The 25,899-nt window shown below is 39.0% G+C and carries 22 protein-coding genes; 4 read left to right on the forward strand and 18 right to left on the reverse strand.

What is annotated here, in order from left to right; genetic code table 11:
- Positions 1-177 precede the first annotated feature (177 nt).
- A complete protein-coding gene (locus tag QNN06_RS19265) occupies positions 178-579 on the reverse strand; it encodes an acyl-CoA thioesterase (protein WP_213119224.1) in 402 nt (133 codons plus the stop codon).
- A gap of 83 nt (positions 580-662) precedes the next feature.
- On the reverse strand, positions 663-845 hold the full coding sequence (locus QNN06_RS19270; protein ID WP_284035764.1) for a hypothetical protein: 183 nt from the start codon (positions 843-845) through the stop codon (positions 663-665).
- 327 nt (positions 846-1,172) lie between these two features.
- Here QNN06_RS19270 and QNN06_RS19275 point away from each other — a divergent pair, with 327 nt between their 5' ends.
- Positions 1,173-2,090: a LysR family transcriptional regulator gene (locus tag QNN06_RS19275; protein ID WP_284035765.1), complete on the forward strand. Its 918-nt coding sequence runs from the start codon at positions 1,173-1,175 to the stop codon at positions 2,088-2,090.
- 653 nt (positions 2,091-2,743) lie between these two features.
- Positions 2,744-2,962, forward strand: coding sequence for a hypothetical protein (locus tag QNN06_RS19280; RefSeq protein WP_284035766.1), 219 nt, complete (start codon positions 2,744-2,746; stop codon positions 2,960-2,962).
- Positions 2,963-3,275: 313 nt separating this feature from the next.
- Here the strand turns inward: QNN06_RS19280 and QNN06_RS19285 are convergent, their stop codons facing one another.
- From QNN06_RS19285 to QNN06_RS19335, 11 genes are all read right to left on the reverse strand, one after another.
- Positions 3,276-4,043 carry an enoyl-CoA hydratase/isomerase family protein gene (locus tag QNN06_RS19285; RefSeq protein ID WP_284035767.1) on the reverse strand — a complete coding sequence of 256 codons (768 nt, stop codon included), beginning with the start codon at positions 4,041-4,043 and terminating at the stop codon, positions 3,276-3,278.
- Positions 4,044-4,071: 28 nt separating this feature from the next.
- Positions 4,072-5,244: an acyl-CoA dehydrogenase family protein gene (locus tag QNN06_RS19290; RefSeq protein ID WP_213119219.1), complete on the reverse strand. Its 1,173-nt coding sequence runs from the start codon at positions 5,242-5,244 to the stop codon at positions 4,072-4,074.
- A 57-nt stretch (positions 5,245-5,301) separates the two neighbouring features.
- Positions 5,302-6,087: an enoyl-CoA hydratase/isomerase family protein gene (locus QNN06_RS19295; RefSeq protein WP_213119218.1), complete on the reverse strand. Its 786-nt coding sequence runs from the start codon at positions 6,085-6,087 to the stop codon at positions 5,302-5,304.
- A gap of 24 nt (positions 6,088-6,111) precedes the next feature.
- The gene (fadH, locus tag QNN06_RS19300) at positions 6,112-6,882 is read right to left on the reverse strand and encodes a 2,4-dienoyl-CoA reductase (protein WP_213119762.1); all 771 of its coding nucleotides are present in this window, start codon (positions 6,880-6,882) and stop codon (positions 6,112-6,114) included.
- A 62-nt stretch (positions 6,883-6,944) separates the two neighbouring features.
- On the reverse strand, positions 6,945-7,952 hold the full coding sequence (locus QNN06_RS19305; protein ID WP_213119217.1) for an ABC transporter ATP-binding protein: 1,008 nt from the start codon (positions 7,950-7,952) through the stop codon (positions 6,945-6,947).
- On the reverse strand, positions 7,934-8,899 hold the full coding sequence (locus tag QNN06_RS19310) for an ABC transporter ATP-binding protein (protein ID WP_213119216.1): 966 nt from the start codon (positions 8,897-8,899) through the stop codon (positions 7,934-7,936). The genes QNN06_RS19305 and QNN06_RS19310 overlap by 19 nt, the downstream gene beginning before the upstream one ends.
- Before the next feature lie 7 nt (positions 8,900-8,906).
- Positions 8,907-9,827 carry an ABC transporter permease gene (locus QNN06_RS19315; RefSeq protein WP_213119215.1) on the reverse strand — a complete coding sequence of 307 codons (921 nt, stop codon included), beginning with the start codon at positions 9,825-9,827 and terminating at the stop codon, positions 8,907-8,909.
- Between the two features lie 13 nt (positions 9,828-9,840).
- A complete protein-coding gene (locus tag QNN06_RS19320) occupies positions 9,841-10,776 on the reverse strand; it encodes an ABC transporter permease (RefSeq protein ID WP_284035768.1) in 936 nt (311 codons plus the stop codon).
- A 79-nt stretch (positions 10,777-10,855) separates the two neighbouring features.
- Entirely contained in the window at positions 10,856-12,478 is a 1,623-nt protein-coding gene (locus QNN06_RS19325; RefSeq protein WP_213119213.1) for an ABC transporter substrate-binding protein, read from the reverse strand.
- Positions 12,479-12,491: 13 nt separating this feature from the next.
- Positions 12,492-13,646 carry an acyl-CoA dehydrogenase family protein gene (locus QNN06_RS19330; protein WP_213119212.1) on the reverse strand — a complete coding sequence of 385 codons (1,155 nt, stop codon included), beginning with the start codon at positions 13,644-13,646 and terminating at the stop codon, positions 12,492-12,494.
- A gap of 1 nt (position 13,647) precedes the next feature.
- On the reverse strand, positions 13,648-15,777 hold the full coding sequence (locus tag QNN06_RS19335; RefSeq protein WP_284035769.1) for an acetate--CoA ligase family protein: 2,130 nt from the start codon (positions 15,775-15,777) through the stop codon (positions 13,648-13,650).
- 210 nt (positions 15,778-15,987) lie between these two features.
- Here QNN06_RS19335 and QNN06_RS19340 point away from each other — a divergent pair, with 210 nt between their 5' ends.
- On the forward strand, positions 15,988-16,890 hold the full coding sequence (locus QNN06_RS19340; protein WP_213119210.1) for a LysR family transcriptional regulator: 903 nt from the start codon (positions 15,988-15,990) through the stop codon (positions 16,888-16,890).
- A gap of 133 nt (positions 16,891-17,023) precedes the next feature.
- Entirely contained in the window at positions 17,024-17,785 is a 762-nt protein-coding gene (locus QNN06_RS19345) for an SDR family NAD(P)-dependent oxidoreductase (protein WP_213119209.1), read from the forward strand.
- 108 nt (positions 17,786-17,893) lie between these two features.
- On the opposite strand, the gene QNN06_RS19350 is transcribed toward QNN06_RS19345, so the two are convergent.
- From QNN06_RS19350 to QNN06_RS19370, 5 genes are all read right to left on the reverse strand, one after another.
- The gene (locus QNN06_RS19350) at positions 17,894-19,666 is read right to left on the reverse strand and encodes an ABC transporter ATP-binding protein (RefSeq protein ID WP_284035770.1); all 1,773 of its coding nucleotides are present in this window, start codon (positions 19,664-19,666) and stop codon (positions 17,894-17,896) included.
- Positions 19,667-20,932: 1,266 nt separating this feature from the next.
- Positions 20,933-21,730 (reverse strand): hypothetical protein, encoded by a 798-nt coding sequence (locus tag QNN06_RS19355; RefSeq protein WP_284035771.1) that lies wholly within the window; start codon positions 21,728-21,730, stop codon positions 20,933-20,935.
- Positions 21,723-24,209, reverse strand: coding sequence for an FtsX-like permease family protein (locus QNN06_RS19360; protein ID WP_284035772.1), 2,487 nt, complete (start codon positions 24,207-24,209; stop codon positions 21,723-21,725). Before QNN06_RS19360 ends, QNN06_RS19355 begins: the two co-directional genes overlap by 8 nt.
- Positions 24,181-24,888, reverse strand: a complete 708-nt coding sequence (locus tag QNN06_RS19365) for an ABC transporter ATP-binding protein (RefSeq protein ID WP_213119205.1) — start codon at positions 24,886-24,888, stop codon at positions 24,181-24,183. The genes QNN06_RS19360 and QNN06_RS19365 overlap by 29 nt, the downstream gene beginning before the upstream one ends.
- 433 nt (positions 24,889-25,321) lie before the next feature.
- Positions 25,322-25,465, reverse strand: a complete 144-nt coding sequence (locus tag QNN06_RS19370; RefSeq protein ID WP_284035773.1) for a YrzI family small protein — start codon at positions 25,463-25,465, stop codon at positions 25,322-25,324.
- Positions 25,466-25,899 lie beyond the last annotated feature (434 nt).

Here is a 25,899-nt window from a genome sequence, read left to right on the forward strand (position 1 = left end):
CCTTGTACAATGATCAAAGATTTATGAACATTTTCATCTTGGTATAGTTTATGGTATTTTCAGAATGCTAACTAAAAGAGGGGCTATAGATTGCGATATTTTCAACAATAATATCACCCTATAAGCCCTGTCTAAATTAGATTGATAATGAAATTGCTTTTCTCTTTAAGCTCAGTTTTACTCGGATGCTCTAAAAAAACGAGCAATTTCCTTTATAACTGGAATGCTCTTTCGTACTGATCTATCTATCATTACATTTGTTACTAAAGCTTCAACTATTTTTTTGCCAGATTGATTGTAAATATCTTGTTGGAAAACAAAACTCTTATTTCCAAGACGAATTGGAGAAGTTTTTACTTTTAGTATTTCTCCCAATTTTGCTTCCTGGATATATAAAATCTCAAGTTTTAGGACAACTGTGGATACCAGTCTTTTTCGCATTTCATTGAATGATATCCCTGCATCCCTGTACCAATCCCCTCGAGCTTTTTCTAGATAGGTTACATAAACGCTATTATTAACGTGTTCTAATTCATCAATGGCTTCTTGTTCTACTTTTATTTCTGTTATGGTTTCCACCAACAATCACCAGCTTACTATAATATTTGTTAAATTCCTTTCCAAATTGGTGCTCTCTTTTTTAAACTTGAGCTTAGCTTGTATTAGTTATTCTCAATTTCTATTTTCCATTTTTTTAGTTTTGATATTACTTCATGAAAGTAATCATTAAATGGATAAGAACTTGCAATCTTCTCTAATTCTTCTTCATTTAAGATTTTTAATGTTTTATCCAATTGGTTAAGTACTAAAATTGAGCTATTTAAAAGTTGAATTACTTTATCCATACTTATATTTAGTCCCCCTAAAAATCTATGGTCCGATTTTATCCAACCGATCCACTTGATCGGTAACACTAAAATCGATCGTATTTTGAGGTTAAAAAAAATCCTACTTTTTTCTATATGTTTATTTTCTATCTTTCTTTCAAGTTCTTCTTATAGCTTAATCTAATATTCGCATATCTCATCCAATTAGATTCAGAATATCAATATTATTATTTTTCAACTCTGAATATTTAGTATATTATAAACATACATCTTAGCTTAAATAGATTCCAATACATGTTACCTATAAAAGGATAGTTTTAGACTATGAGAATTAGGAGGTAAAGAATGGATATCCGTCAATTGAAGTACTTCGAAACTGCTGTCCGGAATAAGAACATTACAAAAGCAGCAGAAGAACTACATATCTCTCAACCATCCTTAAGTGTTCAAATTAAATCTCTTGAACAAGAACTAAGTTGTAAGTTACTAGAGAGGAATACCAAGGAAATCAGTTTAACGGAACCAGGTAAAATTCTATATAATCATGCATGTGATTTACTTGTTCAATTTGAAAATATTTATCGAGATATGGAGGATGTGAGTGAAGTAGGCTCTGGAGAAATAAACGTTGGTATGTTTCAATCTGCGTCCTCTTGGTTCCCGAAAATTATAATGGAATTCCAAAAAGTATATCCTAATTTACGCTTTAAAATACACGAAATAGGTTCAAATAATATAGAAAATGCATTAAGAAATTATGATATACATTTAGGAATTTCCTCAAGACTTTTTAATTCAGATATCTATAAATATTCCCCCTTTTTTAAAGAGGAATTACTTCTTATTACAAATAAGGATCATCTCTTCAAAAAATTTAAGTCAATCAATATTTCTGATTTAATCAATGAGCGATTTATTCTTTATAAACAAGGATATAAACTTCGAGAAATAGTATTGGAATCGTGCGAAAATGCTGGTTTTAAGCCGAAGGTTTTTTACGAATGTGGAAATTCAGAAACCATGCGCAATTTAGTACTTTCTGGATTAGGTGTAGCCATTGTTCCGGAAACATCAATAAGATTCTCAGACCTCAACGGTATAAACATATTAAAAATAAATAACTTTACTCCAAGTAGGACATTGTATACCGTATTACTGAATAAACGTTACCATAAACCTGTTGTACTTGAATTAAACAAACTAATTATTAATTTTTTTGGAAAACTGGATAACATTAAAAAGGACAAAGACGAAAAAAATTAATTACACAGAGTTAAATTTTAAAATTATCTCGTGAAGGAATAATAAAAACAGACGGTAATTAACCTGAATTATTCTTACCTTGGTATGAATAATTCTGGGAAAAGTAACGTTGGCTCAGTGAACATAGATGATTTTGAGGGTGACCTAAATTTGGGACACTAGATAATATGATACTGTATAAAAGATTTACAATGGTTTAACCTGAAAAAATAAAGAGCTTTCGATGTGATATTTCATTCCTTTTATAAGCGATTTTGATGAAAACTTTCACCATATTAAAGATAGTCATAAATATTATGAAAGCTGAAAAGATACTTGCTATCATTTATTGCTATTCTGTACCTCCTTCATGTTCATGCGGCTCTTTTTAGATGTAATTCCAGTGAACGATTTTTTCTTAACGCTTGGATTAATTATGGTTCTTTCATGCAACATTGCTTCCACATTTTATACAGCCCTTTTCAGACATACTTGTTCCCCTCCCCTACAAACCGATTTATTTTTACTAATATAGGTTGGTAACTCTATAGGTTTCAATGGATAAGATCTCTATTCTTTTTAAAGTTGTTTTAAGAAAGCAAAACAGCTCATTCCCATTTTGTGTTTAAATAGAGGAAAGTGGTATATAGGAGCAGTTTCAGGAGGGAAATGGGATGGGTAATGAGAAAGTAAATACGCCGGCCAAGCTCATTATTTATTGTATTCTTTTTGGAATCATTGTGATCTTTGATAGTGTATTAGTGATCGGCTCACCCTATGTATTTATCAAAGTGTTGAATCTTATCGTTGTCATCATACTTTCCTCGATAGTGGGTGCATTTATAAGAGAAATCTTTATATTAAATAAAAAGAAAAAGTCTCACACAACTTAAATTGGACATGAACAGGAATCGGTAAACCGCAGGGACGGGTTCCATGCCATTTTTCATTCATTTCTTGTTAAAAAAGACAACAGAACCTTCCCCATGGCTTTGTCTTCATTCCCCCCAAGAGCATAAGTTTTGAGGGACAAAAAAGGCTTTGTTTAATAACCTGAGACAAAAAACCTCGGAGTTTTGTTATACTCCAAGGTTTTTCACTATCAATTATTATGTTGAATACATTGGTAATCAATTACGAGTCATTTTTATTGCAGCAAGTAATTCTCAAGGATTGGACACCAGCATTTCACGAATTCAATTTGAATTATCTCCCTTTCCAAATCGGTTCTCTCTTCTCAAAAAAGGCTTTTGCCCCTTCTATTCGATCTTCGCTTTCGTATACATTAGGTCCTATATCCATATGTAACGCTTGGAATAACGGTACACCCATGGTTTTCCAAATCGTTTCTTTCATTCTTCTTACAGATAAAGGGGCATTTCGGCAAATTCCGAATGCGAGTTCATTCGCACGATTCAATAAACTTGAATGATCAGGCAGCACTTCATCGACTAAACCAATTTGAAAGGCTTCGTCCGCCCTAATAAGCCTGCCAGTATATAATAGATTAGCGGCTTTGGCTGGTGAAATAAGTTTTGGCAGTAATGTAGAACCAAAAGTTGCACCCATCCCTCGTTTTGCTTCGGGAAGACCTAGTATACTATTGTTAACAGCAAGGCGAAAATCACTTGCCAATGCGATTTCACAGCCTGCGCCGACTGCCGCTCCGTTAATTGCACTAATTACTGGCTTCCAAGTTTCTATAATGTATTCAAACATCTTTCCTCTTGATGAATAGCCTTTCTTTGATGAATCCACGTTTTCTAGTGACTCTTTTAAATCTATTCCGCTGCAGAATGCCTTATCGCCTTTACCGCTCAAGATGAGAACTCTAGCATTTTGATCAGCTTTGAATTCACCCAAATATTCAATAAACTCTTGCGACATTTGCGTATCAATGGCATTCATTCTCTCAGGTCTATTAAAAAATAGATAGGCAATATTTCCATCTTGTTCGTAAATAAGCGAACCCATTTAGTCCTCCTTGGGAATGAATCTTTTTCTACCTTTTTAGGATTTCTCTAGCTATGGTCCAACGATGGATTTCCGATGCTCCCTCAATAATTCTTAAAGAACGGATGTTACGATACATAAATTCTATTGGCAAATCTTTTGTAAGTCCCATCGCCCCGTGCACTTGAATAGCACGGTCAGCTACTCTCATTGCCATCTCTGTTCCAAATACCTTTAACATGGAAGCATCATGCCTAATATCCTTCACTCCATTATCCATTTTCCATGCTGCATGATAGGACATAAGACGTGTGGCGTGAATATCGATAGCGGAATTGGCCACCCACCATTGCACTGCTTGCCGTTCTGATAAATATTTTCCAAATGTTTTTCGTTGATTTGCGTGTTCTTTCATCATGCTTAACAATCTTTCTGCCATTCCAACGGAACGCTGAGCCATTTCTAATCGACGGACAACCAATCGATTTTGCATAGGAATAAACCCTTCGCCTAATTTGCCTAACACCTGGCCTTCATCTACTTCGACGCTATCAAAGTAGACTTCATATGGATGTTGGTAGCCGATCGTCGGAATCCCTCTCGCCACTTTTAACCCAGGCGTATCTTTATCGATTAAAAAAGCCGTAATTCCACCTCGCTGCCTTTTTTCTGGATCTGTTACAGCCATTGTGATGAAAAAGTCAGCATTATTAGCGGAGGAAATCCATATTTTAGTACCGTTGATGATCCACTTTTTTCCCTTTTTTATTGCTGTTGTCTGCATTCCACTGATGTCTGATCCTGCATTCGGCTCACTAATGGCAATGGCAGATTTTTTTTCACCATTTGCGTAGGGAATGAGGTAACGATCTTTTTGTTCTTCTGTACAGCATTCCATTAGAAAATGCAGGTTCGGTGCATCTGGGGGTAATGTGAATGGAACGATTGTTTTAGCTAATTCTTCTGTTACAATAGCTTTTGCTAGAAATCCAAGGTTGGCTCCTCCATACTCTTCTGGAACATCCAATCCCCAAAGGCCCAATTCTTTCGCCTTGTTGAGCAGTCCAATTTCAATATCTTCAGGTAATAATGGTGTATTTTCTAAGCCCCTTTTAGCTTCGTTTTCTATGACCATTTTCTCTAAAGGCATTAACTCTTTTTTTACAAAATCGCGAACTAACTTTTGCAACATCTCTAGTTCCTCTGGTATTGTAAAATCCATCTGTGAAATCACCCCTTGTTATTCATGGTAAACAAATTACTTTCATTCAATAGAATGTTATTTTCCATTAAAATTTGGTTTTCTTTTTTCAAGAAAGGCTGCAACCCCTTCTTTGTGATCCTCTGTTTCTTTTATAATAGCCATGTGGGATGAGATAAGATCCAATGCTGGTTCCAGCTCTAGGTCTAAAGATTGTCGAACCGACCTTTTAATCATTCGAATCGCCACCTGAGGTCCAGATGCAATTCTTTCTGCTAATTCCAAGGTTTTTTCCATAAAATTTTCTTTCGGATAAACATGATTCACTAAACCAATCCTTAACGCTTCCTGTGCCTCAATAAAGTCTCCTGTCCAGAGGAGTTCATAGGCTTTACTTTGACCTACAATTCTTGGCAAAAAGTATGAACCCCCGTCCCCTGGAATCAAGCCAACCTTCACATAACCTTCATTCACCTTTGCTGTGTCTGCCATCGTTCTAAAATCAGCCATTAATGCCATATCAAGTCCTGCTCCAACAGCAACACCATTGATGGCAGCAATAACTGGCTTATCAATTTCTTTTAATAGAAAAGGAATCCTGTGGATATTCCCCCAGAGGACATTTTTAGAATCCAACGGGGTAGGTTTTCCCCCTCTCATGTTCCCTACATCCCCTCCAGAACAGAAAGCGTCCCCGGCACCAGTCACAACAATAACATTAACATTGTCGTTATTTTTGGCTTCTTCTAATGAAGCTACCCAGGCATCAATCATTTCATTGTTAAACGCATTTTTCTTTTCGGGACGATTTAGGGTAATTATTTGAACTTTATTCTCAATTGTTGTAAGTAAAGTAGATGACATTTTATTTCCTCCTCTTTTTAACAGTTATCGTTTATTAAGATGGCCTCCGCCATCAAGGATAAAATTTGCCCCAGAGATATAATCGGCATAATCACTAACAAGATATGAAGCTAGGTTGGCCACTTCCTGAACAGTGCCCATCCGCCCCAATGGAATTCTATTAAGTACTGTTTCTTTCACTTCCGGAGTTGGCCACAATTTTACTGCCGCTCCCGTTCCTTCAATCGGCCCAGGGGAAATATAGTTGACTCTTATTCCATACCTTGCCCACTCTACAGCCAGCGTTTTAGTTAATGCGAGCACCCCGGCTTTTGCAGCGGTCGAGTGTGCCGTTCCAGGGTTCCCTGACAAAACATGTGTAGATCCGATATTTAAAATCGCCCCTTTCGAATTTTGACGGACCATCTGTTTTGCAGCTGCCTGACTGCAGTACCAGGTGCCATTTAATACAATGTTTACGACTGAATTCCAAGCATTCACTGACATTTCTAATGAAGGTACTCTAAAATTTCCAGCGGCATTATTTACTAAAATATCAAGTTTGCCAAACTTGGAAACTGCCTTGGAAACCATGTTTTCAACATCATCAGGATTACGAACGTCAGTCTGCACGTATATTACCTTTTTATTAAACTCGGCAATTTCTATAGCAGCACTCTCTAAATTCTTTACATTTCTACTGGCAATGACAATGTCTGCACCTAATCTAGCAAACTCCAACGCCATTGCCTTTCCAATCCCTGTCGCACCGCCAGTAATAATGGCAACCTTATCTTTTAACGCTCCCTTTTGCATGAGGGATTGTTTATATGGGAAATCCAAAGGAAGGAACTCCTTTCATTAGTATTTAGGGATAGTTAAAAAATAGCACCGTTTTCTACCAAATGGCAGGAGACTGAATGTTCCTTGTTTATTTGAAATTCACTTGGAATGCTTTTCTCGCAAATCTCAGTCTTAAACGGACATCTTGTATGAAAAGAACAACCCGGTGGTGGGTTTTTTGGACTCGGAACATCTCCTTCCAGAATAATTCTTTTCCTCATCAGCTTTGTCTTTGGATTTGCAATAGGGACAGATGACAGTAGTGCTCTAGTATAAGGATGCTTTGGGCTTTCAAATATTTCCTTTGTCGTGCCCATTTCCACAATTTTTCCTAAGTACATCACTGCTACGCGGTCACTTATGTGTTCTACCACACTTAAATCATGAGAAATAAAAATATAGGTTAAACCAAATTCTTCTTGCAAATCTTTTAGTAGATTAAGAAGTTGGGACTGTATCGAGACATCCAATGCAGAGACAGGCTCATCACAAATGATGATATCAGGGTTTAATGATATTGCCCGTGCGATACCAATCCGCTGCCGTTGTCCTCCAGAAAATTCGTGTGGATAACGATCCATGTGCTGTGAGCCTAACCCAACCATTTCAAGCAATGATAGAACCCTATTCTCAATTTCCAATTTTGAACCATATCCATTGATCAGTAGAGGTTCACTTAGAATTTTACGAATTGTAAGTTTCGGGTTTAAAGAGCTGTATGGGTCTTGGAAAATAATTTGAATGTTTCTGCGGTATTGTTTTAATGCCGATTTATTAGCTTCATGTATATTGGCATTGTTTAAATAAATTTTTCCTGATGAAGGATCCACAAGCCTTGCTAAACACATTCCTGTTGTACTCTTTCCACAGCCTGACTCTCCGACTAAACTAAACGTCTCTCCTTTTCTAACGGTAAAACTCACATCATCTACAGCTTTAACTGAACCGGTTATACCACCAAAAACACCTCCCCGAATCGGATAATATTTCTTTAGGTTTTCTACTTTTAGCAATTCTTCCGTTTTTACAGCTTGTTCCAACATCTAACCCTCCTTCCGTCTTCAGTCTGTTCTAATTTGGGTGCTTGCTGCCGGCACATATCTGTTGCCATTTCGCACCTTGGGTGAAAACGGCATCCTGTTGGCATTTTTTTAATATCCGGAACTACCCCTTTTATTGTGTGAAGCTTTTTCTTGGAAGTCCCCAGCATAGGCATGGAAAGTAAAAGTGCCTTTGTATAGGGGTGCTTAGGAGATTCAAATATTTCATCGACCGAACCTTCTTCCACGATCTGACCAGCATACATGACGATTACCCTAGAACAGGTTTCCGCTACAACACCCAGGTCATGTGTGATTAGAATTACTGTCATCCCGTAAGATTTTTGCAGGTCTGAGAGGATATCTAAAATCTGGGCTTGAATCGTGACATCAAGAGCAGTTGTCGGTTCATCTGCAATTAATACCTTTGGATTGCAGGCCAAAGCCATAGCAATCATCACTCTTTGACGCATTCCCCCAGATAACTCATGTGGATATGCCTTTAGTTTTTCTTCTGGGTCAGGTATTTTTACCCTTCTTAGGAGTTCAATCGATTGTTCTCTTATTTCTTTTCTAAAAAAGTTGGTATGGTATTTAAAAGTCTCAGCAAGCTGATTTCCAATCGTAAAAGATGGATTTAAAGAAGTCATCGGTTCCTGGAAGATCATTCCTATCTCTTTCCCACGAATTTGATTCATATTCTTATCGGAAAGATTCGTAAGGTTGGTTTCTTCCAACAAGACTTCACCCGAGGATATCCTTAGACCTGATTCCGGCAACAGTCCTAATATGGACAACGCTGTCATACTTTTACCAGATCCACTTTCACCGACAATCGCAAGCGTTTCACCTGCTTGAACTTGAAAGTGAATATTATCCAATATAGAGTAAGCATCCCTGCCCGTTGTTTCTACATTCAAATTATTAATGTTTAAAACAGGACTCAACATAACACCCTCACTTTCGCTCCCTGATAATGTGTGGATCAAAAGCATCCCGTAATGTATCTCCGAAAATATTGAACGCAATAACTACCACCATAAGAGCCACCCCGGGATAAACGGCAACCCACGGTGCACTAGTAAGGAACCGTAAGCCATCCTGTATCATGTTTCCCCATGTTGGATGTGGCGGCTGAATCCCTAACCCCAGAAAACTGAGGCTGGCTTCCACTCTTATCGCCGATGCCATATGGAGCGTTGCCATTACCAGGACCGGACCAAGAATGTTTGGGAGTATATGAACGACAATAATTCGAAATGTGCTAGCGCCGTAAGATATGGAGGCTCTTACAAATTCTTTTTCCTTAAGTTCTAACGTTGGCCCACGCGCAACCCTTGCACAGCTAACCGTTAAACCTAAACTTATCGCTATAATCAATGTAGTCGTATTTGACCCCAATGCCACTAACAGCATTAGCCCTAACAAGAGCATGGGAATCGCTTGGATTGATTCCAATATCCTCATTAAAATATCATCCAGCAAACCCCCTTTTAGAGCAGCTACCATGCCAAGAGCAGTCCCTATCAAACTACTGATTAGCACTGATATAAAACCAACTAACAATGATGTCTGAGAACCATAGATTATACGGCTCAGTATGTCCCGACCAAATGCATCTGTGCCAAGCCAGTGATCACCTGAAGGAGGCAGCATTCTTTCAGCAGCATTTTGATTTATAGGATCGTATGGGGAAATTATCGGTGCCAATATGGAAATGGTGATGGTTAATAACAAGAAGATTAAAGAAAACATTCCCAATTTACTCTTTTTAAAAACTGACCAGAACACGTTTTTGCGGCTTTGTTCTACCTCTGGAAGAGTTTCGGGCACGCTTGTGTCAGTGAATAGGGTTTCTTTCATAACGGGTTCACTCAAAAATACTCCTCCTTTATTGCGGGCGAATTCTTGGGTTTAAGATTGAATAGCTTAGGTCAACAATCAAATTAACAAATATAACCAAGATGCAAAACAACACCAAACATGCTTGTAGTGTAGGATAGTCCCTTGTTTCAATAGCACCCACTGCCAAACTTCCTAAACCGGGCCGGCTAAAAATGGCCTCAGTCAAAACGGCACCGCTAATTAACGTGGTCATATTTAATCCGATTACGGTTACGACCGGAATAAGAGAATTTCTTAAAATGTGCTTCGAAATGACCATTTTCTTTGGAATTCCTTTTGCTTTTGCTGTCCGGACATAATCCCTATTGACCTCATCCAACATACTTGAGCGGGTAATCCTCATCACGATTCCTGCTTCAATCAAACCAAGGGAAAGTGCCGGTAGGGCTAGATGATATAAATTTCCTACGAAATTTTCACCCGCTCCCATTGAAGGAAATATAGGAATTTTTAATGAAAAGACGAGAAGCAAAAGTATTCCCAGAAAAAATGCAGGCATTGAGATTCCCATCAGGGCAAACAGTCTAACTAAAGCATCAGAGATAGAATTCCGTTTTATTGCAGAATAGATGCCAATAGGAACACCAATAATTACAGCAATTAAAATACTAGCCAGTGTAAGTTCTAGTGTGTATGGTAATAAACTAATAATTTGATCAGATACGGACCTTCCTGTCGCGATTGAATTACCAAAATTCGCCTGAATCATACTTTGAAGAAAATGGAGATATTGAGCCCAAACCGACGTATTTAAACCTAGCTTCTCTCTTAGTGCCTGAATGGCCTCAGGAGTGGCATTGTCGCCTAAAATCACACTGGCTGGATCACTCGGAAGAATGCGAAGGACAAAAAAGATGACTGATATAGTTATAAAGATTGTGGGAATGGTCAACAAGATCCTTCTAATCGAATATTTAAGCATTTTTATCCCTCCCATTTAAGCGGATAAAGTACAAGAGGTAACAATATAAGGTTACTCTTGTACCTTACACCACTCTCTCTTAATCTTTTAGATCAGTATTTTCATCGATATAGTAGTTATAAATCATCGTTCCTTTAATCTTGTTTTGGTTATACCCCAAATCGACTTCTTTCCTTCTAACTAGAACGGTATTCGTTTCTACCAGAGGAACATATATGAAGTCCTTTTTGATTTGTTCTTGTGCTTCCTTATAGATTTGTTTGGCTTTTGTTTTATCTAATTCAACACGTGCTTGTTCAATTAATTTATCAACTTTGTTGTAATGGCTGTAATTTGTCACTCCCGTTGGCGTTCCGACCGTTGAAGGACCATAGAAGAATTGGGTAAGCACTGTGTCAGCATGAGGCGCTCTTACATAGCCATACAAGGCAATATTATTTAAATCTTTCCTTGCATTTGCATGATAAGTTGCATGTTCTACTTTTTCCAATGGCATTTCAATGCCAACCTTTCTTAACTGGTCCTGGACATAGACCATAATATCCAAATAAGAATTCAACGTACTTATATATTGTTTTGGTAGTGTAAGACCTTTTTCATATCCTGCTTCTTTTAACAATTCCTTCGATTTTTCTGGGTCATAATCGTATGCACCCACCTTGGCAGCGCCAAAATAAACAGCTGATACATTTCCAGTTGGCAAGCTCGCAGCATCTTTTCCTACGACTTTATTTACATATGTTTTAATATCAATAGCATGTGCGATTGCTTCTCGGACCCGGATATCATCGAGCGGCGGCTTTGACATGTTTAAATGTATTCCCCATAATAACGCCGGAGTAGTGAAATCTAATACTAAATCTTTATTTTCTTTTCTTTTATCAATCCAGAGCTGGTCACCTATTCCCAGGCCTAACTGTATTTCTCCCTTATCCATCGCAATCTCTACGGCAGTTGGGTCTGTCATAATCTTAAGGATGACCTTCTCTAGTTTGGGTTCTCCTTTAAAAAAGTCTTTATTCTTAATAAGCACTACTTTATCCTTAGGGCTGTATTCCTCAAAGATAAAAGGTCCCGTGCCGACTGGGGATGTCATAAATTTATCCCCCGCATCTTCAATTGCTTTCTTGTTTACAATCATTCCTCCATGATAATTTAAGACTTTTAATAGAAAAGATGCATCCGGCTGCTTAAGATTAAAAACCACTGTATATTGTTCAGGTGCCTCAATATTTGCCACGTTATCATAATCAGCTCTCCATGGAGAACCTGTTTTTTCATCCATTACCCTTTCAAATGACCATTTCACATCTTCAGACGTAAGTTCGCCATACCCTTTTTGCCACTTCACACCTTTTTTTAGGTGAAACGTCCATTGAGTGGCATCACTATTACTCTCCCATTTTTCTGCAAGATCCCCTTCAATCTTTTCAAAGTCTACCGTTCCGGTAGGGAATTTGACTAGGCCATTAAAGATGGTTTGTACAATTGTTACTTCATTAACAGGTGACGCGAAATGTGGGTCAAGCTTTTCTGCCTCACCAGACATGGCTACATTTATAGCTTTTTCCTTTGAGGAATTGCTTGTTCCTTTTGATTCGGATGTCTCTTTTGTTCCTGATTGCTTTTGTTCTGTACACCCAGATAGGACAATCACTGCTGCAATTAAAATAGATAAAATAATATTTATTTTTCTTTTCATATTTCCCTTCCCCCTATCTGAGCATTTTACGAGCAATGATAAATTTTTGGATTTCGGTAGCTCCTTCCACAATTCTCATGACACGTATATCCCGGAACCATCTTTCTAAAGGTAACTCTTTCGTTAATCCCATTCCTCCATGAATTTGAATCGCCCGGTCAACTACTTTGAAGGCCATTTCTGTCGCATATAACTTACACATGGACGCTTCTTCCAGGACATCCTCTCCTTGCTCTAACCTCCAGGCAGTTTCATGGGTTAGCAATCTAGCAGTTTTTATTTCAACTGCGGAATCTACCAGCATCCATTGAACAGCCTGACGCTGTGCAAGAGTTTTTCCGAAGGTTTCTCTTTGCTTGGCATGTCGGATTGACATTTCCAGTGCCCTCTGAGCCATGCCTAAACAAGTGGCGGCCATACGAATGCGCCCATATGCAGCCCACTCCTTAAATAAGTTGAACCCCTGGCCCTCTTCACCTAAAATCTGAGAATCAGGAACGACGACATTGTCAAAGAGTAATTCTGTCGAATATTGAGGCCTAATTACAGGTACCTTTCGGTTAACTTTAAAACCTGGAGTATCAGCATCGACGAGAAACATTGTAATTCCGCCTCGTCCGCGTTTTTCTTTGTCTGTAACAGCCGTGACGAACAAAAAGTCCGCCCGATCCGCAAGTGTACTAAAAAGCTTGGTTCCATTAATAACCCAATGATCCCCTTGTTTGACAGCTGTTGTTTGAATAGCTGCAGCATCTGATCCTGCCGCAGGTTCGGTGTTTGCCATTGCCGACCTTTTTTCTCCCCGAATCATGGGCAGTAAATATTTTTCGATTTGCTCATCTTTTGCCTTATATAGAATTCCCGGCGGCTCTCCTCCAAACGGACTGTGATGTGCTGTTCCAATAGTGGTTTTACTTTTTTCCTCTTGTGCAATGACCATACCCATAGGACCTACTCCTCCGCCCCCAAGTTCAACTGGAGTTGTCAGCGCCCATAAACCGTTTTCTTTTAATTTGTTCGAAATTCGACTGTATTCATCTTCCGGGAGTTCGACCCAATCAGGATCGGTATTGCATAAATGCTGTTCTAATGGTAGACATTCCTTTTCAACAAACTTTCTTATTGTTTTTTGCAGCATTTGTAATTCGTCTGGTAACCTAAAATCCATTTTAAACACTCCTTATAAAGTTCTTCTCCTCTTCCTCAACAATCACCAAAGCATCAACGATTTTAATTCCACTCTTTGTAATGACAACAGGATTTAAATCAATCTGAATCTCCTGTTTTAAGCTGGCGCAAATTCGTGAAAACCTCGAAATAAATTCTGCTAATAAGTCAAGATCAATTGATTGTTGCCCGCGTACTCCAGTTAAAACTTTAGATCCGTTTAACTCTTGTATTAATGTTTTTGCTGTATTTTGAGATATTGGAGGTAAAACAGTTTTGGTATCCTTAAGAACTTCCACGAAAATGCCACCAAGGCCAAATGTTAGGGAAGGACCGAGCTGAGGATCAACATGACAACCCACAAAAACTTCTATTCCATCAAGCACCATTTCCTGGACTATAATGTTGTCAATTTCTAATCCCGTGTTTTGTTTAATATTATTTTTAATCGATAGGTAAGCGTTTTCAACTTCTTCCGGTGAACAGAGATTTAATGCTACCCCACCTACATCTGTTTTATGAGGAATTTTATTTGATACTACTTTCAGGGCAACTGGAAATCCTATTTCCGTCGCATATTTCACAGCTTCTTCAGGAAATCTAGCTATTTTCTCTTTTGTAACCGGTAATCCCTGTTGATTTAGCCATCGTTTTGCCTCATACTCATTCAGATTATTTTCGATGCTTTTCGTCGTAATCAGGCATTCCCTTCGTTCAGAAATAAATTGGTAGATTTCTTTTCGTCTTTTGAAGTTTGAATGAATATCAATAAACTTTCTTAGAGTCTCTATGCATCGTTTTGGGCTTTTAAAAAATGTTAGCTTTTCCGATTTAAGTACTTCAAATCCCGGTTTCGCTAATTGATCCCCTGCCATCCACACAACAACAAGCGGTTTATCCATTTCTTTTGACTTTTTAATCAAAAACTTTGCCATATCTCCTGCACGTGGTCCTGTTACCATTGTTAAAGCCACAATTAATATATCAATGTTTGGATCATTCGCAACTGCATTTACCGATTCATTAAACAGTTCTTCAGAACCAGCTACTTGAGCAGTTAAGTCGACGGGGTTAAGATCCGAGCCGAAATCCGGTAAATATTGTTGTAAAATTTGCTTTGTTGGTTCTGCAAGTGGCGGCACATCAATACTATTTATGGCACAATGATCAGCTAATATTACCCCGGCTCCACCAGAAGTTGTTATAATACCTACCCGATTTCCAGGCGGCCTTTTGGTCTTAGTTAAAATTTTGCACAAATCCGCAACTTCTTCTATATCTGAAACCTTTGTTATCCCAATTTGTTTAAATAAACTGTCATATAAATCACTTGATCCTGCTAGTGCTGCTGTATGCGACGATGCAGCTTTAGCACCGAGTTCCGAATTTCCAACTTTAAATATTAGGAGTGGCTTTTCCTCCCTTAAACATATTTCTGCTAAATCAAATAATCGTTCAGGCTTTTTAAAACCCTCAACATACGATACTAATACCTCAGTTTGGTCATGTGTAGCAAATTCAATCAAGAAATCGGTTACTTCAAGATCGGCTTCATTTCCTGTACTGACTACGTAGTTAAACCCAATACCTTCCTCTTCCAACTGGTTAAAAGTTGAAAATCCCAATGCACCACTTTGTGATACAAAACCAACGGGACCCGGAATAATGGAGGGAAGTTCCAACGCTCCGCTGAAAGTAGCTGCTACTTCATCAACGATGTTAAACATCCCTTGGCAATTAGGTCCTAAGATTCTTATATCTCCGTTTTTTGTTATATTTTTTAAATAGGATTGAAGATATTCACCTTCTGTCCCCGCTTCTGCAAATCCCGAACTAAATATAATGGCAAACGGAACCTTTTTTTCCAGACATTGGTCAATCACTCTTGGAATACCTTTAGCTGCAACGATTATAATAGCTAGGTCAACTGTGTTTGGAATTGATTTTATATCCGGATAAGCCTGGATTCCCTTTATTTGGTCGTATTTTGGGTTTACTGGGTAAATGTCTCCGCTATATTTGTATTTTAGTAAATGTGATATTGTACGTCCGCCAATACTTTTTTCATTTGGTGAAGCGCCAACAATTGCAATTGATTTTGGTTTAAAAAACTTTTCGAAATCTGTTTTCATTTTATTGCCTCCTTATCTATCAATTCGCTATGTGACCCTGCAGAAACTCTACCTCCCTTTTTAAAATCCTACTTCCAATCTTTACTCTTATGGAAAATTTCGAATTTTTATTGTATTCTAAATATACAAATAATAGAAAATAGTTTCCAATACATGTTTCCTATAACCTCATAGTTTTGGACTATACAAATAAAATGGGGGTAAAAATTTATGGAAATTCGTCACATGAGATATTTTGTGTCCGTTGTAAGAAATAAGAATATTACGAGAGCAGCTGAGGAACTTCATATTGCACAACCATCACTAAGTGCACAAATTAAAACTCTTGAACAAATGGTAGGCTGCAAACTTTTAGAACGAAATTCTAGGGAAATTAGCTTAACAGAAGCAGGAAGAGTTCTTTACAAACATGCATGTCAAATTCTGTTACAGGTTGAAAATGTTTACAAAGAATTGGAAGAAGTAAAAGAAGTAGAATCTGGGGAAATTAAAATCGGTATATTTCCGTCTGCTACCTATTGGTTACCGCATGTCATCACGGAACTAAAGGATCACTACCCAAATCTCAATTTAAATGTTTTGGAAGCAGGGGCAGAAAACATAGAGAAATCCTTATTAAACTATGAAATCCATCTTGGTATTACCTCCAAGTTTTTCCATTCCGACAAACTCAAATTTATACCCATTTACAACGAGGAAATGTTACTAATAACACATGCCAATCACTCTTTTAAGAACCTTCAACAAGTAAATCTTTCCGAATTATCCAATGAAACTTTTATTCAATATAAACCAGGCTATCAATTGCGTGATATTATCATAAAATCATTTCAGGATGCCGGCATTGAACCACGTGTACTATGTGAATGTAGAAGATTAGAAACCGTTAGAAGTATGGTTCTTTCCAATCTTGGTGTTGCTATAGTGCCAGAATCTTTTTTAGAATTCGCAAATCATCGTGATTTTAATATCACAAATATAATAAACCCCACTCCTTTGAGAACCCTTTATGTAGCATTCCATAAAGATCGATACTTTCAGCCTATTATCCATGATTTGAAGGATATCATCATTCAATACTTTGAAAATCAAAATCAAGCTATATTAATTTAAATCAATAAAAAAATACATAAAAAAATAATGTTGCGAGAGAGCATGCCTAACGGCTCTTTCGTTTTTATGAATGGTTTCCATTATACTAATTACTTAGAGACACATTAAAGAAGCAAAAAAGGAGCTTTAAAAAATGGACTTGCAATTACAAGGCAAAAACGTACTTATTACTGGCGGTTCAAAAGGAATCGGGAAAGCAATTGCCAAGGCATTTGTTGATGAAGGAGCAAATGTTACGATTACCGCCAGAGGTCTAGGTTATTTAGAAGAGGCAAAAGCGGAACTTGGCGGCAACGTATTAATTTATCAGGCTGACCTTACTAATCCAGAGGAACGGGACAAATTGATTCACACGTTTATTGAGGAAAATGGAACGATTGATATCCTGATTAATAATGCCGGCGGCAGTAATGGCGGTAAAGCAATAGAAACCGATATGGAGCTTTTTCATCAGGCAATGGAACTGAACTATTTTTCCGCAGTACATATGAGTAAACTGGCTGCCATTCATATGAAAAATCAGCGGTCTGGATCAATCATTAATATTACCTCTGTCTATGGTAGGGAAAGCGGCGGAAAGGTTACTTATAATAATGCAAAAGCTGCGCTCATCAGCTTTACGAAGTCTTTGGCCGACGAAGTCATCCCATATGGAATCCGGGTGAACAGTATTGCTCCCGGAAGTATTTTGCACGAGACTGGCAATTGGATCAGACGCATGAACGAAGACCCGGAGGGAATCAAAGAGTTTGTGAATAAGGAAATTCCCGCAGGCCGCTTCGGTACCCCAGAAGAAATCGCCAATGTTGCGGTATTCCTTGCTTCTGAAAAAGCATCCTGGATTGTCGGGGCCAGTATCAATGTTGATGGCGGACAATCGAAGATGAATTTTTAATTCAAACTAGAAAAAATGACTTCTTGACTTTAAAACTAACATTAGGGTCAGTCCCTCGGAACGTAAATATTACATTTCACTTGAGGATCTGACCCACCCAATATTTTATCAGCCAGCTCCCAATTTCATTTCTTCTTCGGCAGTCGAATTTTGCTTTGAATATAGTTCTTTGTAATAACCGTTTCTTTTTAGCAGGGTCTTATGATTTCCGCTTTCTACAATCCTGCCGTTTTTCAAAACAAATATCATATCAGCATTCAAAATCGTTGATAGTCTGTGGGCGACCATTATGATGGTCTTATCTTGATCAAATTGATTAATCGACTCTTGAACAAGTTTTTCACTTTCATTATCCAGAGCGCTGGTGGCCTCATCCAAGAAAATCAACGAAGGATTCTTTAAGAATATCCTGGCAAGGGCTACCCGCTGTTTTTGGCCGCCAGATAGTTTAACGCCTCTCTCCCCAATTTCTGTATCATAACCATTTGGCATTGCTGAGATAAAATCATGTGCAAAAGCCTTTTTGGCAGCAGCGATTATTTCTTCATCTGTCGCATCAAGCTTTGCCATTTTAATATTGTCCTTAATCGAAGTACTGAATAAAAAGTTATCCTGCGTGACAATTCCCATATGCTCTCTAAGGTTTTCAATCGCGTATTCTTTGATATTGACCCCATCAATTAACACCTCACCTTTTGTTACATCATACATTCTCAGCAAAAGCTGCAGAATGGTGCTCTTACCGCCGCCGCTTTCACCAACAAACGCATAAGTTTTACCTTTCTCAAGGGTCAAAGAAACATTATCTATTATGTTCCTCGCTCCATCATAGGAGAATGTCAGGTTATTAAGCTCGATGCAATCGTTAAATTCCTTTAACTCAACTGGGTTTGCTTTTTCGTTAATTGCCTTAGGGGTACCAAAGAAATCAAAAATCCTTTTTAATGCAACACTTCCTTCGGTAATTGCTGGATAGGCGTTAACTAGAGCGGCAACAGGACTTCTCATTTTATCGACATAGGCAAAGAAAGCAATCAGGCTTCCCATCGATAAACTGCCATCAATCACAAACAAACTGGCAATGATCGCGACGATAAATGGTGTCATATCACTTAAAACATTGACGAATGCTAACATGATCGCATTAATTTTGGCGTGCCGATCTGTTAATTTGTCAAATTGAGTTAAGTGTTGATCGAGTTCCTCTTTGTCTCTTTTTTCCGAAGCAAACAACTTTGAGAGGAAGGCACCTTGGATTTTTTCAAAAATAAACCCGCTCATTACCGATCGATATTGCATCATGCTGCGGGTTGACTTTTTTAATCTTTTTGACAAGATATGAGCAAGAATAAATTGTAAGCCAACTAGGAAAACAGACAGGATCGTTAATTTTACGTTAAGGGTCAACATTACCCCCACAACGAACACGAGAACAATCATTTCAATCCAGATGTTCCCAAAGAAGGCAGTCAAGAAACCCTTCACCTTCTCGATATCATCGAAAAAACGTGTAGCGATTTCTCCGCTTTTGTTATCTACAAAATATTTCGCATCAAGAGAATGAACTTTCTTAAAGGCATCTTTGCGAAGGTGTTTCATAATATTGTTGTTGGCCTTGTGGATACAAAATTGCCTTACGTATTCCATCGGTGTTCGGATGAAAAGGAATATGGCCAGCATACCAAGCCCAATCATCATTAGCTGTTCAAGCATTTCCGTGCGGGACAATTGCTCATTTTGCAGCAGAGAATCAAAAATATATTTTAAAATTAATGGAACAAACAGCGGTACCAGGAAACGAAAGACGCTCCCGACAAATCCAAGCAAGTATAAACCCCTTACCGGTTTCACATATGGTAAAAATGACTTGAAATCTTTCATTTTATCAAACTCCTTTCAAAATTGATCCAGCGCCATTCCGACTAAAAATCTTCTAATGTATTGGATGATTTCATTCTACGTTGTTTTAATAGCTTCCTAACCGCATACTTTCTGAACCCCCACCGCATACTTTATGGACCTTTACCGCAGGTTTTTTGAGTGCTGCCGCAAATTATTGCGGATGCTTTTTATGCAAAAAAAACCCGCTATCGCCGATTTTTAATAGAAATGCCTATAACCAAACATTATTATTATTAGGCTCCTATTGTTGGCTTAATAGGATTGTAAATTACTGAATATTAACGTAATCAATTGATTTAGTGAACTATAAAACGCTCTTATCTACCGAACCATGACCTTGCCGACCAATTGGGGAGTCTCTTATCTACCGAACTATTTCTCTGTCAAGCAATTAGGGAGTTATGAACGCTTCTTATCTACCCAACCATGGCGCAGTCAAGCCATTGGGGAGTTATGGACGCTTCTTATCTACCGAACCATGGCGCTGCCCAGCAATTGGGGAGTTATGAACGCTTCTTATCTACCCATCCATGGCGCTGCCCAGCAATTAGGGAGTTATGAACCGCTCTTATCTACCGAACCATGGCGCTGCCGAGCCATTGGGGAGTTATGAACCGCTCTTATCTACCGAACCATGGCGTTGCTAAGCCATTGGGGAGTTATGAACCGCTCTTATCTACCGAACCATGGCGCTGCTAAGCCATTGGGGAGTTATGAACCGCTCTTATCTACCGAACCATGGCGTTGCTAAGCCATTGGGGAGTTATGAACCGCTCTTATCTACCGAACTATAAAGCTGCCGAGCCATTGGGGAGTTATGAACCGCTCTTATCTACCGAACTATAAAGCTGCTGAGCCATTGGGGAGTTATGAACCGCTCTTATCTACCGAACTATAAAGCTGCCAAGCCATTGGGGAGTCATGAACCGCTCTTATCTACCGAACCATAGAGCTGCCGAGCCATTGGGGAGTTATGAACCGCTCTTATCTACCGAACTATAAAGCTGCCAAGCCATTGGGGAGTCATGAACCGCTCTTATCTACCGAACCATAGAGCTGCCGAGCCATTGGGGAGTTATGAACCGTTCATAACTCCCAAACCTAAATGTTCTTGTATGTATTGGGAGTTTAAACCGTTTTTTCAATAGTAGATTATAAAAAAATCAACAATATTACCTAACAAATGAGCCTATAAATAAAAAGAGGCAAATCTAGTTCGATCTGCCTCTCCATCCTATTTCACTCTTAATCAACCTTTATCACAAAAGGAACTGTAAAGACTTGGTTATCTCTCTGAAACTGTAGCCAAATCTTGTAAACTCCGCTTTTGGGAAACTCTGTTTCAAAAAGAGCCTCCGGACCACTTCCCTGCCCTTCAACTGCATGAACGTGCAAGTAACGTTCACCGTCCTCGGATAAAACTACCACATGACCTATTGCACCTAAGTATGGCTCAAGGTCCGTAATCGGTTGATTGGTTTTTTCATCCGTTATTGTAAACTTAAGAGTAAGCTCCTTGTTTGCCTCAGCAGAATCCATCGTTAAGACAACTCGATTGCCATCCACACTTTTCACAAGGTCGTCGTCAACCACCACAGAAACAGAAGCCTTTTCACTTCCCTCAACGTCAACCCACGCCATTTTGGTCATTGAATCGCCGTCAGATGGCTCAAAGTCTGCAATTAGCTTATACTTGCCGCCTGCCGGGAAATTATTTGTAATCTCGAACAATCCGTTCCCTTTGTACTCTGGGTGGATATGATTGAAATAGGCTAAATCCTTGCTGACGATAATTAAGTGCAACAATTTTTCGTGAGTAATCGCAAAATCATTAATTGGTTGCCCGTCATTCTTCAAAATCTTTAGTTGTATCCGTTGCTCGTCACCCGGTGCACTTTCAATCTTCCAGTTCTCCTTAACATCATCAGCGGTAATTCGGGTACCGACTTCCGCAACCTTCTCATTCTCCCACGATTCATTCGATCCCCCACATGCAGAGAGCAATAACAAAGGTAAGAACAGCACTAAAATGATTCTACTCATAGCGAAGCGCCTCACTTAACTTGATTTTTGCCGCTCTGGATGCTGGAGCGATGCTTGAAATAATGCTGACAATAATCCCAAACAAAGCTATTATTGCGATAATTAACCAAGAGACGCCGAATTCAAAGGTTAAGGAGTTTACTTGTATAAACGTGGAAGTCAAATAGATTAACAGTATGCCAAACAAGTTCCCGATGACGGTTGCAGCAAGCCCTATTCCAAATCCCTCTAATAAAATCATCCCGATAACCTGACGGTGAGTAACACCAACTGCCCGCATCATCGCTATTTCCCGGACCCGTTCCATAATATTGATCAGCAAGGTATTCGCAATCCCGATACCGGAGACGATAATACCCAGGATAACTAATGCGTTCACCATACTGAATGAAGCTGTAATGGTACCGCCAATCATGGAAACCCAATCCTCCGGACCCCACATTTCCTCAATTCTTCCACCGAATTTAGAGTAAATATTTTCTCGCAATTGCAGTGGGCTGATTTGTGCTTCCTTGATGACTAACGCATTTCTTTCATATTTAACACCGAAGTTTTCCTTGAAGTTCTTGTCGCTCATAAACGCCCCGTAACCACTATTTTTCATTGTATTAACCATAGCGGCCACTTTAAAGGTCTTTTCACCATGAATGGTATCTAATGTAATGCTATCTCCAATTTTTCCTCCCCAAGTTGCAAAGGAGGTTTGGTCAAGGATAATTTCATCGTTTTTTAAACTCTTAATTAATGCACTGTGTGAACCATTTGATACGGTAAATAACGGGAACCGGTCAATCCAGTCTGCCCCCACTCCGTATACAGGGAGCATCCGCTTCTCGCCGTCCAAATTCCAGACAATTCCCTGCATCGAATACGTTGCTGCATCTTTGACGCCGTCTGTATTTTTAATAATGTCGAGATCCTCTTTCTCAATATGGTGAAACATGATGTCGAGATTTCCGCCGTAAGATTGGTTAATCATTTTCTCATACGACTGTAGAAGGGCAGAATTTAGAGAACTCATTAACACAATCATGGCAATCCCTAGCGAGAGAATCACGGAAGTCATGGAAGTACGGCCAATATTTCGATTTAAATTACGGATCGCGACGTCTCCGGAAAATTTGAATGCAAGACGATAGAACGCTTTCAGAAGAAAACTAAACAGTCTAAAGAGATAAGGAAACACTAGGGTGATGCCAATCATAAGCGGCAGGACTAAAATCAAATGCTTGATGAAAAAGCTTGATAGAATAAGCAGGACACCGACGATTCCTAACCATTTAGAATGACCGCTTGGCTTTGCTTTGTTTTCTTTTAATACTTCAATCACACTCGTCTTACCAACCTTTTGAATCGGGTACCAGGAGGCAATAATCGGAACGAGGAGTCCGGCTAGAATTGATACGATCAAACCAGTTGCTAATTCAATGGAACTGGTGCTTTGTACGCCATACACCATGAAGATGAGCAGTTTCAATCCATGGGCAAGGCCATATCCGACCGTAAGCCCAAACACAGTTCCGATGATGGCAACCAGTAATACCTCTGTTAAAACCATTCCCTGTAATTGTCCAGGTGTATATCCAATCGTTTTCATCACGGCAAATTCACTTTTTCTTTCTTTTATACTCACGTAGAGCGAATTAAAAATGATGAAGGCACTCAGTGCGATTCCGAGAAAACCAGCAATATATAGGGCTAAGAAGAAAGTATTCAAATCTTTAAAGGCTGTATCAAAGTTAATAATCATTGGCTGCATATAAATACCTGGATTGCTTTTCACAAAGTCATCCAATTTATTCTCTACGGCATCAAGCTTATTAGGGCTTAATGCTTTCACCTGGATTGCTTGGATTTTTCCGTTTAAATCAAACCAATCTTGAACAGTTGGGAGTGGAACTGCGACTGCCCAGTGGTGATATTTAGCCATATTCCAACTGGAAGGGCCCATTAAGTCTTTTGTGTATCTAACAATTGCTGTGATCTTAATCGTTTTGACACCTTTGTCTGTATCAAAGGATACCGTATCGCCAATCTTAGATCCCCAAACCTTTGCCGTTCGATCCGTAATAACGGCCCCTTTGCCTTTTAAATCACCTTCGATTACTTTGAAACCAGTAACTGTGGTATCAAGCTGGCTATAGCCGGTGAGCACGACTCGTTTCTGGATGGAAGAGATCCCTTTTTCTTTGGTAATCAACTTGGTATTCTGCTTTAACATCGCAACGGATTCATAATCCTTTCCCGAAGACATTTGCTTATGAACATCCTCAGAAAAATAGGCTTCAGTTCCAGCAATATTAAAATCTGCTTTTGCTATAGCCTCCTTTAGGTAAATAGGAAAGGCTTTTTCTGCGGTATTTACAGCTGCTATGACACCAAATGTGGAGGCGACCCCTATCACGATTGATAACATCGTGAGAAAAGTCCGCATCTTCCGCCGCATTAAATTACGCCATGCGATTTGCCACTTTTTCATTTCGGTATCCTCCTTCCTCTACGATCATTCCATCTCTTACAACAATGATTCGATCTGCCACTTGCGCTGCCTGTTGATCATGAGTCACCATGACCACCGTAATCTTTTCCTCTTTGTTAAGCCTTGATAAAAGCTTTAAAATATCTTCTCCATTCTTTTGATCGAGGTTGCCGGTAGGTTCATCTGCTAGGATTAAACTTGGCTTCATCGCTAACGCCCGCGCTATTGCTACTCTCTGCTGTTGGCCGCCGCTTAGCTGCGAAGGGAAAACGGACTCTTTACCTTGCAGATTAACTTCGGACAGCAATTTTTGCACAATCGTTTTGATTTCATTTTTTGGAGTGTTATTAGCAGTAAGGGAAAGGGCAATATTTTCTCCGACCGTCATCATTGGCAGGAGCTGATAATTTTGAAAAACAAAGCCCACCTTTGTACGACGAAATAATGTTCGTTCCTTTTCATTCAATTTGGTTAAGTCAATTCCATCTACAATGATATTTCCAGTGGTAGGCTGATCGAGTCCTCCTAGTAACTGCAGCAATGTGCTTTTCCCAGAACCACTGGGTCCCATGATGGCCACAAATTCCCCTTTACGGACTTGCATAGTGGTATCCTTTAGTGCAAAGAAATCACCCGACTCCAAAGTATACATTTTCGAAACATTTGAAACTGAAATCATATTTTTTCACCCTCCATTTATTGGCGTTTAGTTTTCTATATCTTCATTGTAGTAATGAAAGAATGTTGCCAAACCGCACTCTTTTTGGAGGTCACCGCAGTCTTTTTAAGGTGCCGCCGCAGGATTTTGCGGCAGCCCGCAAGTTTATCAGTGATTGTGATGAGTTGCTCTTGGATAAGGTTGGGTTTCTCCCGGATGGCGGTCCATTACTCTCGGATAAAGTGCGGGTACTCTCGGATAGCACCTTTACTCTCGGATAAAGCGCAGTTAATCTCGGATAAAGCACCGTTACTCTCGGATACCGGTCCATTACTCTCGCGTGAGCCAATATTACTGGCGAATTGCCTGCCCTTACTGTCGGATAAGCCGCTGCTACTGTCGTATTACCATAACGAGGCCAAAAAAACTGCCAGGATTACCCCCTGGCAGTTTTTTAATGCATCAAATAATGATTAGAGATTAACCGATCTTTATGTTCTTCATACAGTTTTTCAACCATTTCGTGGTGAAGGGCTTCTTCCGGTGAGACTAATCGTTTTTTTATACTAACGGTAAAGAATAATAGATTCAATGTCATTGTTATTGTCCTCCTTAATGGGATTTAGTCAATCCCACTGTTTGTTGTTTTCTATATTCACATATTACTCAGTTCAGCCTCTTCCCTAACCGCACTCTTTTTGAAGACCACCGCATTCTTTTTGTATTAGACCGCAGAGTAACTGCTAAAGAATACGGGCCGCGTTTTCCATCGCAAAAAGAAATGGCCCAGTTCACTGATACTGGGCCATTTCTTATTCGTATTTTAGCCTCCAATGAGTCTCCGATTTTTCTCACCCTGCAAAAATAGAAAAGTCTACCAAATCTATATTACAGAACACAATCATTAATCCCTTACTGGCCTTGATAGTTCAGGGAGCTTATATCTCTAAAATTCCCCGTTAACACAACAAAAAAAGGGGTCGCCGTAGCGTAAGCCGTTCTCTTTTGGAATACCTGCAAGGGAAAACGCAA

It is taken from the genome of Neobacillus sp. 114 (assembly GCF_030127045.1).
In the GTDB taxonomy this organism is placed as follows: Bacteria; Bacillota; Bacilli; order Bacillales; family Cytobacillaceae; genus Neobacillus; species Neobacillus rhizophilus.

Bases quoted from the DNA above. Each gene is read 5' to 3' on its own strand.
- QNN06_RS19270 (WP_284035764.1), bottom strand. From the start codon at position 845: ATGGATAAAGTAATTCAACTTTTAAATAGCTCAATTTTAGTACTTAAC.
- QNN06_RS19275 (WP_284035765.1), top strand. From the start codon at position 1,173: ATGGATATCCGTCAATTGAAGTACTTCGAAACTGCTGTCCGGAATAAG.
- QNN06_RS19280 (WP_284035766.1), top strand. From the start codon at position 2,744: ATGGGTAATGAGAAAGTAAATACGCCGGCCAAGCTCATTATTTATTGT.
- QNN06_RS19285 (WP_284035767.1), bottom strand. From the start codon at position 4,043: ATGGGTTCGCTTATTTACGAACAAGATGGAAATATTGCCTATCTATTT.
- QNN06_RS19290 (WP_213119219.1), bottom strand. From the start codon at position 5,244: ATGGATTTTACAATACCAGAGGAACTAGAGATGTTGCAAAAGTTAGTT.
- QNN06_RS19295 (WP_213119218.1), bottom strand. From the start codon at position 6,087: ATGTCATCTACTTTACTTACAACAATTGAGAATAAAGTTCAAATAATT.
- fadH (WP_213119762.1), bottom strand. From the start codon at position 6,882: ATGCAAAAGGGAGCGTTAAAAGATAAGGTTGCCATTATTACTGGCGGT.
- QNN06_RS19305 (WP_213119217.1), bottom strand. From the start codon at position 7,952: ATGTTGGAACAAGCTGTAAAAACGGAAGAATTGCTAAAAGTAGAAAAC.
- QNN06_RS19310 (WP_213119216.1), bottom strand. From the start codon at position 8,899: ATGTTGAGTCCTGTTTTAAACATTAATAATTTGAATGTAGAAACAACG.
- QNN06_RS19320 (WP_284035768.1), bottom strand. From the start codon at position 10,776: ATGCTTAAATATTCGATTAGAAGGATCTTGTTGACCATTCCCACAATC.
- QNN06_RS19325 (WP_213119213.1), bottom strand. From the start codon at position 12,478: ATGAAAAGAAAAATAAATATTATTTTATCTATTTTAATTGCAGCAGTG.
- QNN06_RS19330 (WP_213119212.1), bottom strand. From the start codon at position 13,646: ATGGATTTTAGGTTACCAGACGAATTACAAATGCTGCAAAAAACAATA.
- QNN06_RS19335 (WP_284035769.1), bottom strand. From the start codon at position 15,777: ATGAAAACAGATTTCGAAAAGTTTTTTAAACCAAAATCAATTGCAATT.
- QNN06_RS19340 (WP_213119210.1), top strand. From the start codon at position 15,988: ATGGAAATTCGTCACATGAGATATTTTGTGTCCGTTGTAAGAAATAAG.
- QNN06_RS19345 (WP_213119209.1), top strand. From the start codon at position 17,024: ATGGACTTGCAATTACAAGGCAAAAACGTACTTATTACTGGCGGTTCA.
- QNN06_RS19350 (WP_284035770.1), bottom strand. From the start codon at position 19,666: ATGAAAGATTTCAAGTCATTTTTACCATATGTGAAACCGGTAAGGGGT.
- QNN06_RS19355 (WP_284035771.1), bottom strand. From the start codon at position 21,730: ATGAGTAGAATCATTTTAGTGCTGTTCTTACCTTTGTTATTGCTCTCT.
- QNN06_RS19360 (WP_284035772.1), bottom strand. From the start codon at position 24,209: ATGAAAAAGTGGCAAATCGCATGGCGTAATTTAATGCGGCGGAAGATG.
- QNN06_RS19365 (WP_213119205.1), bottom strand. From the start codon at position 24,888: ATGATTTCAGTTTCAAATGTTTCGAAAATGTATACTTTGGAGTCGGGT.
- QNN06_RS19370 (WP_284035773.1), bottom strand. From the start codon at position 25,465: ATGACATTGAATCTATTATTCTTTACCGTTAGTATAAAAAAACGATTA.